General features: G+C 59.4%; 6 protein-coding genes. All 6 read left to right on the forward strand.

From position 1 onward, the window contains the following. The coding region (locus KBF66_RS18230; RefSeq protein WP_296660873.1) for a flagellar hook-basal body complex protein at window positions 1-488 on the forward strand (488 nt) is incomplete at its 5' end. Between the two features lie 15 nt (window positions 489-503). Then, a complete protein-coding gene (locus KBF66_RS18235; RefSeq protein WP_296660877.1) occupies window positions 504-1229 on the forward strand; it encodes a flagellar basal body L-ring protein FlgH in 726 nt (241 codons plus the stop codon). Between the two features lie 33 nt (window positions 1230-1262). Next, complete coding sequence (locus KBF66_RS18240; RefSeq protein ID WP_296660880.1) at window positions 1263-2423, forward strand: flagellar basal body P-ring protein FlgI; 1161 nt, start codon at window positions 1263-1265, stop codon at window positions 2421-2423. Further along, window positions 2423-3346, forward strand: coding sequence for a flagellar assembly peptidoglycan hydrolase FlgJ (gene flgJ, locus KBF66_RS18245; protein WP_296660883.1), 924 nt, complete (start codon window positions 2423-2425; stop codon window positions 3344-3346). Before KBF66_RS18240 ends, flgJ begins: the two co-directional genes overlap by 1 nt. Beyond that, on the forward strand, window positions 3343-5511 hold the full coding sequence (gene flgK / locus KBF66_RS18250; RefSeq protein WP_296660886.1) for a flagellar hook-associated protein FlgK: 2169 nt from the start codon (window positions 3343-3345) through the stop codon (window positions 5509-5511). Before flgJ ends, flgK begins: the two co-directional genes overlap by 4 nt. A 27-nt stretch (window positions 5512-5538) precedes the next feature. Beyond that, window positions 5539-6485 (forward strand): flagellar hook-associated protein FlgL (flgL, locus tag KBF66_RS18255; RefSeq protein WP_296660889.1); only part of this gene is annotated, 947 nt, incomplete at its 3' end.

Below are 6485 nucleotides of genomic sequence, written 5' to 3' on the forward strand. Positions count from 1 at the left end.
GCGACGGATTTTTTCAGGTCACCATGCCGGACGGCACCACCAGTTACACCCGCGACGGGGCATTTCAGGTCAACTCGGCTGGTGCGCTGGTGACCGCCACCGGCCTGGCCATTGCCAACGGCGTCACGGTGCCGGCCAACGCCACCGCAGTGTCCATTGCCGGTGACGGCACAGTCACCGCCACGGTACCCGGCAGCACCACACCGCAAGGCATCGGTAGTATCGCGCTGGCACGTTTCATCAACCCGGCTGGTTTGACCCCGCTGGGTGGCAATCTGTATGCCGAAAGCGCCTCGTCGGGTCAACCAACTGCGGGCACCGCCGGTACCGATGGCATGGGCGCCCTGATGCAAGGCTTCATCGAAACGTCCAATGTCAACGTGGTGCAGGAACTGGTGACCATGATCCAGACCCAGCGCGCCTACGAGATGAACTCCAAGGCCATTCAGACTTCAGACCAGATGCTGCAAAAACTGGGCCAGCTGTAAGCCGTGAGGTGCTTCATGAAACCCGTTACTGGTTCAGTATTCAATAGCATCTACCCATTGTCTAGATTGGGCTTGAGTGCTATTTCATGCATTTTTTTGGGAGCTTGTGCCTCCTTGCCCCAACCGGTGGCGGTTGACTTTCCGGAACCGGTTCAGGCGGAAATTGCACCGCCTGCCCGTACCGCCAAGGCGCCCGCCACGGGCAGCCTGTATCGGGCAGCGTCCTACCGGCCGGCGTTTGAGGACGCGCGCGCGCGCATGGTGGGCGACATGGTCACCATCCAGATCGTCGAGCGCGTGAATGCCAGCCAGGTATCGAGCTCGACCGCCAACCGCACCAGTTCCATGTCGGCCAGTGTGAGCGCCTTCCCCTTGTTGTCGGCTGCTGATCTGGCACGGCTCAAAGCCGGGGTCGGCACATCGTCGGCCAGCGACTTTTCCGGAGAAGGTGCCACCGAGAGCGCCAACACCTTCTCGGGAACCATCACCGCCACGGTGGTCGATGTACTGCCCAACGGTCACCTGGTGGTGGCCGGCGACAAACAGATTGGTGTGAACCAGAACGTGGACGTGTTGCGATTCTCCGGCACCATCGATCCGCATCTGATCAAACCGGGTAACCTGATCAATTCGACCCAGGTGGCCAACGCTCGCATGGAGTCCAAAGGGCGAGGTGCCCAGGCCGAAGCGCAAACAGTTGGCTGGTTAACACGGTTCTTTTTCAGCTTTCTACCGTTCTAAAGATGCGCAGAATCGTGCCGAGGGGTAAACCAAATGCACGATTCTTTCAACACACCAAACACCCGCCAACCGGCACGGCCATTGGGCCTGTGGTTGGCCGTGCTGTTTCTGGCACTGGCCGGTGTGATCGGTTCCAGCGCCGCCCAGGCCGCACGCATCAAGGAAGTGGCCGCCGTCGAAGGGGTTCGCAGCAATCAACTGACCGGCTTTGGTCTGGTGGTCGGACTTGATGGCACCGGTGATCAAACCACCCAGATGCCCTATACCTCGCAAGGCATCACCAACTATCTGCAGCAGCTCGGCATCACCCTGCCGGCGGACGCTGTGTCCAAGCTGCAACTCAAGAACGTCGCTGCCGTGCTGGTGACGGCACAGCTACCCGCATTTGCTCGCCCGGGCCAGGCCATTGACGTCAACGTATCGTCCGTGGGCAATTCCAAGTCACTCAAGGGCGGTATGTTGATTGCCACGCCGCTCAAAGGGGCCGATGGCGAGATATATGCCATTGCCCAGGGCAATCTGGTGGTGGCAGGCGCAGGCGCCTCGGCAGGTGGCAGCAAGGTTCAGGTCAACCACCTGAGTGCCGGGCGCATTCCTGCTGGCGCACAAGTTGAACGCTCGGTTCCGACGCCCCTGCAAGAGGGCAACAGCCTGATTCTGGGGCTGGATGCGTCAGATTTTCAAACCGCCCGGCGTGTCGCACAAGCCATCAACACCCGCTTTGGTGCGGGCATTGCCCAAGCGCTTGACGGGCGCACCATCCGCGTCAACGCACCCCTTGAACCCGATGCACGGGTGACGTTCATGGCCGAACTGGAAGAGCTGCCGCTGGAATCGTCCGTGCCCTCTGCCAAGGTGGTGATCAATTCACGCACCGGCTCGATCGTGATGAACCAGGCCGTCACGCTGGGAGCCTGTGCCATTGCCCACGGCAATCTGTCCATCAGCATCAGCACCACACCGTCGGTGAGCCAACCCAACGCCCTGGCAGGCGGGCAGACCACCGTCACTGAAAAGTCGGACATCCAGATCAAGCAGGAACCCGGCATGTTGATCCAGTTGCCTCCTGCACCGCAACTGGCGGATGTGGTGCGAGCGCTTAACTCACTGGGTGCCACGCCCCAGGACCTGCTGGCCATCTTGCAGGCCATCAAATCCGCTGGCGCGCTGAACGCGGAGCTGGAGGTGATCTGATGAGCCTGGGTTCGTCAAACTCCCTGTCAACGCTGTCCAACACGCTGGCCGCTGACGCCAGCTCGCTGGGCAAACTCAAGCTGCAGGCCGGCCAGGACTCGCAAGCCGCCATCAAGGAAACGGCCAAACAGTTTGAGTCTTTGTTCATGCGTGAACTGATCAAAAGCATGCGTGAGGCCACCATGAAGTCCGGCTTGCTGGACAACCCGGGCAGCGACCTGGGCACCGATTTGCTGGACCAGCAGTTTGCCGTGCAGATGTCGGGCCGCCCAGGCGGCTTGTCTGACCTGATTGCCGCACAACTGGCGCGCCAGATGGGCGTGGCGGTTGCGCCGGATGGCGTGCAGGTGCCCGCAGCGGGTTCGTCGATCAGCACTTTGCAACGCACCTCTTCGCTGGCCAGCTACAGCAAGAATGCCGTTAAACCCAGCGCCAGTCAAAGCAGTTTTGTCGAGCAACACACCGCCGCCGCCGCCCGCATCGAACGCGAATCCGGCATTCCAGCGAGTTACATGGTCGGACAGGCGGCACTGGAGACCGGATGGGGTCGCTCGGAGATCAAAATGGCAGGCGGACAGCCCTCGCACAACCTGTTTGGCATCAAGGCTGGCGCCAACTGGCGCGGCAAAGTGGCCGAAGTGACCACCACCGAGTACGTCAACGGCGTGGCACAAAAACAGGTCGCCAAGTTCCGGGCCTACGACTCCTACGACGAATCGTTTCGCGACTACGCCCGACTGATCACGCAATCACCGCGTTACGCAAAAGTCAGTGCGCAAACCGGCTCGGCCGTGGCCTTTGCCAGCAGCCTGCAGAAAGCCGGCTATGCCACCGACCCCAACTATGCGGCCAAACTGAGTCGCACCATTGAGTCCGCCCAACGCCTGCAACAACGCACGCAGTTGCTGGCACAAAGTGTATGAGCGGCCTGCTTAACATTGCCTCGCGGGCACTCACCGCCAACCAGACGGTCCTGCAGACCGTCGGGCACAACATTGCCAATGTCAATACGGTCGGCTATTCACGCCAGAATGCCGTCTTGCAAACCAATGATGGGCAGTACACCGGTGTTGGCTACATTGGCAAAGGTGTCGAGGTCACAACCATCCAGCGCAACTACAGCACGTTCCTGAACACGCAGGCCACCCTGGCCAGCGCAGTGAGTGCCGGCGACACCGCCCGCTCCGACAAGCTCAATCAGTTGCAAAACCTGTTTCCGGGTGGGGCCAATGCATTGGGTGCTGCAGTCTCTGACATGCTCAACGCATTTTCTGATGTCGCCAGCGCACCAACCGACCTGACGGCGCGCACCGTGGCCTTGACACGGGTCAGCGAAACCGCCGCCCGCTTGAGCGGCACGGCGCTGAAGCTGGATGAACTGCAGGCCGGCGTAGACGATGAACTCAAACAAAAAATCACTTCGATCAACACCATTGCCAGCAACATCGCCAAAGTCAATGAAAAAATTGCGCGGGCGCAGGGTAACGGGCAACCACCCAACGACCTGCTGGACCAGCGAGACCAACTGATCCGGGACCTGAACAAGCTGATCCAGACCAGCGCCATTGAGGCTGACGATGGGACCATTGGCCTCTTTGTGGGCGGAAGCCGCGCGCTGGTATTAGGCACCAACGCCGCAACTGTGGCACTGGACTCAGACGTATTCGATGACCAGCACACCAGCAAACTGACTGTCACCGGCAACGGGCTGACCACCGTCATGGACGAAAACCTGCTCGGCGGCGGTGAAATCCCCGGCTTGCTGCGCTTCAAGAACAGTGACCTGGTCGAGGCACGTAACCTGCTGGGACGCTACGCCCTGGCCGTCACATCCAGCATGAACCAGCAGCATCGGCTGGGTCTGGATCTAGACGGGGTGGCTGGAGGCGATTTGTTTACACCGGTCACCTTTGGTTCTACCAATGTCCTGAAACCCGGCACCCAGGCAGTGAGCGCCACACTAAGCCTGGGTGTCAGCGATCTGAGCAAACTTGCGGCATCGGATTACGAGATCAGTTTTACCGGCGCTGCGGCCGGCACCATCACCCGCCGTTCAGACGGTCAAACCAGCACCTTCACGTCCATTCCCACGGCGATTGACGGTTTGACCATTTCTGTCGCCGGAGTCCCGAACGTGGGTGATCAGTTTCTGATCAAACCTTATAGCCAGGCCGCCAACGCCATCCAGGCCGAGTTTGCCGCTCCGCGATCGCTTGCGGTGGCCAGCCCGGTCGCTGGAAAGATGGGCGCTGCCAATACCGGCAGCCTGCAACTGACTGACTTGCAAGCTTCTTATAACCCGCCTGTCGAGGTCCCGCTGACTCTAACTTTTACGGGCAGCAACAGTTACACCCGAAGTGACGACGGTCTTACCTATCACTATTTGTCTGACCGCCCGATGGCCTACAGTGTCAACTCAACGGGCACTACGGTGCCTCCAGTAGTGACCATCACCAACGCGGCCGCTCTCGCAAATCCTGACCATCCCTACACAATCAGTATTGCATTGGTCAACACCGCGACTGGAAATGTCACGTACAGCGTCACTGACATCACAACTGCAACGACGACCGGACCGTTTACTTCACCCATCGGTGATGCGACTGGAGTAACTGGACTGAGCATCAACTTAACCGGTGTCGTTGCAGGCGATGTCGTCAGAATTGCGCCATTGCCTGGAACACTTGCCTTTCGAGGTGTCCCAAAGGTTGGTGACACCTTCACTGTCTTTGACATCAAGGATGCGGCCAACAACAACGGCATCGACTACAAACTCAGCGCTGGGAATGCCAGCGCCATCATGGACCTGCGTGATGTTGCCGTGTTTGACGGCTCCAGTCTGAGCGATGGTTATGCCAGCATCATCTCGCAGATTGGCGTGCGCACCCAAAGCGCCAGCTACACCGCCGAGGTCTCAGCGGGCCTCGCCGCCACCCTGGAAACAGACCGTGCCAGTGTCTCGGGTGTCAATCTCGACGAAGAGGCGGCCAAGTTGCTGCAATATCAGCAGGCTTATCAGGCATCTGCCAAGGTGATCCAGGTGGCACAAGGCATTTTTGACACCCTGATGCAGGCCGTGACGCGCTGACCGTTGCTGCGTTGAGGAGACCCGATCATGACCATGTTTTACCGCACCAGTTCTGCCAACACCTACGACACGGCCGTGCGCAACATCACCCAACGCCAGAGTGCGCTGTCAACCCTGCAGGAAAACCTGACCTCCGGCAAACGTGTGTTGCGCCCCAGCGACGATCCGACCAGCGCGGCGCTGGCAGAGCGGGCGCTGACGCGCATCAACCGCATTGCTACCGACCAACGGGCGCTGGAGTCACAGCGGGATGCCATTACTGTCGCCGAAAGCACATTGGGTTCCATTACCGATGCCATGCAACGCTTTCGCGAGTTGGTGGTCAGTTCCGGCAGCGGTGTCCACAGCAACGCTGAGCGCCGATCGATCGCCGTTGAACTACAAGGGCTTCGTGACCATGTCTTTGACCTGGCCAACACCAAAGACAGTAACGGGCAACCGCTGTTTGGTGCACTAAGCAGCGCACTTGCACCATTCGTCGGACCCCAAGCAGGCGTGCCAGACTACACGTTTAATGGACTACCCGGTCAAAGCGGCAGTAGCACTGTGAGCATTCCCTTCACACTCGATGGAGACAGTGCGTTCATGCATCACCCGACTCGTGACCCTGTATTCAATGCTCAGGTAAGCAATACAACCGACGGCTTGATTGATACAAGTCGGACCCTTACAACCAACAATGTTTCCGTTGTCAACAATACTCTGGTTACCACCACGGCCAACGCTGCGCTAGCTGTGGCACCACCCAACAATGTTCCTTACCCAAGCTATACACTGAGTTTTACGGCAGTCAATTCTGATCCTCTGACGGGCATCACCACTGCGACATACAGCGTGGCCGAAAACCCTGCCGTGTCTGGTGCCTTAGCACCAGTCACCGTAACCTATCCCACTGCCACCCCAGCCAGTATCACGGTCACGAGCATCCCTGGCCTTTCGTTCACGATCAGCGGCACACCCAAACTCAACGACAC

The sequence above is a fragment of the Rhodoferax sp. genome, from assembly GCF_018063565.1.
Lineage (GTDB): Bacteria > Pseudomonadota > Gammaproteobacteria > Burkholderiales > Burkholderiaceae_C > Rhodoferax.

Excerpts from the sequence above, each read along its gene's own strand:
- KBF66_RS18235 (WP_296660877.1), top strand. The coding sequence starts at position 504 with ATGAAACCCGTTACTGGTTCAGTATTCAATAGCATCTACCCATTGTCT.
- KBF66_RS18240 (WP_296660880.1), top strand. The coding sequence starts at position 1,263 with ATGCACGATTCTTTCAACACACCAAACACCCGCCAACCGGCACGGCCA.
- flgJ (WP_296660883.1), top strand. The coding sequence starts at position 2,423 with ATGAGCCTGGGTTCGTCAAACTCCCTGTCAACGCTGTCCAACACGCTG.
- flgK (WP_296660886.1), top strand. The coding sequence starts at position 3,343 with ATGAGCGGCCTGCTTAACATTGCCTCGCGGGCACTCACCGCCAACCAG.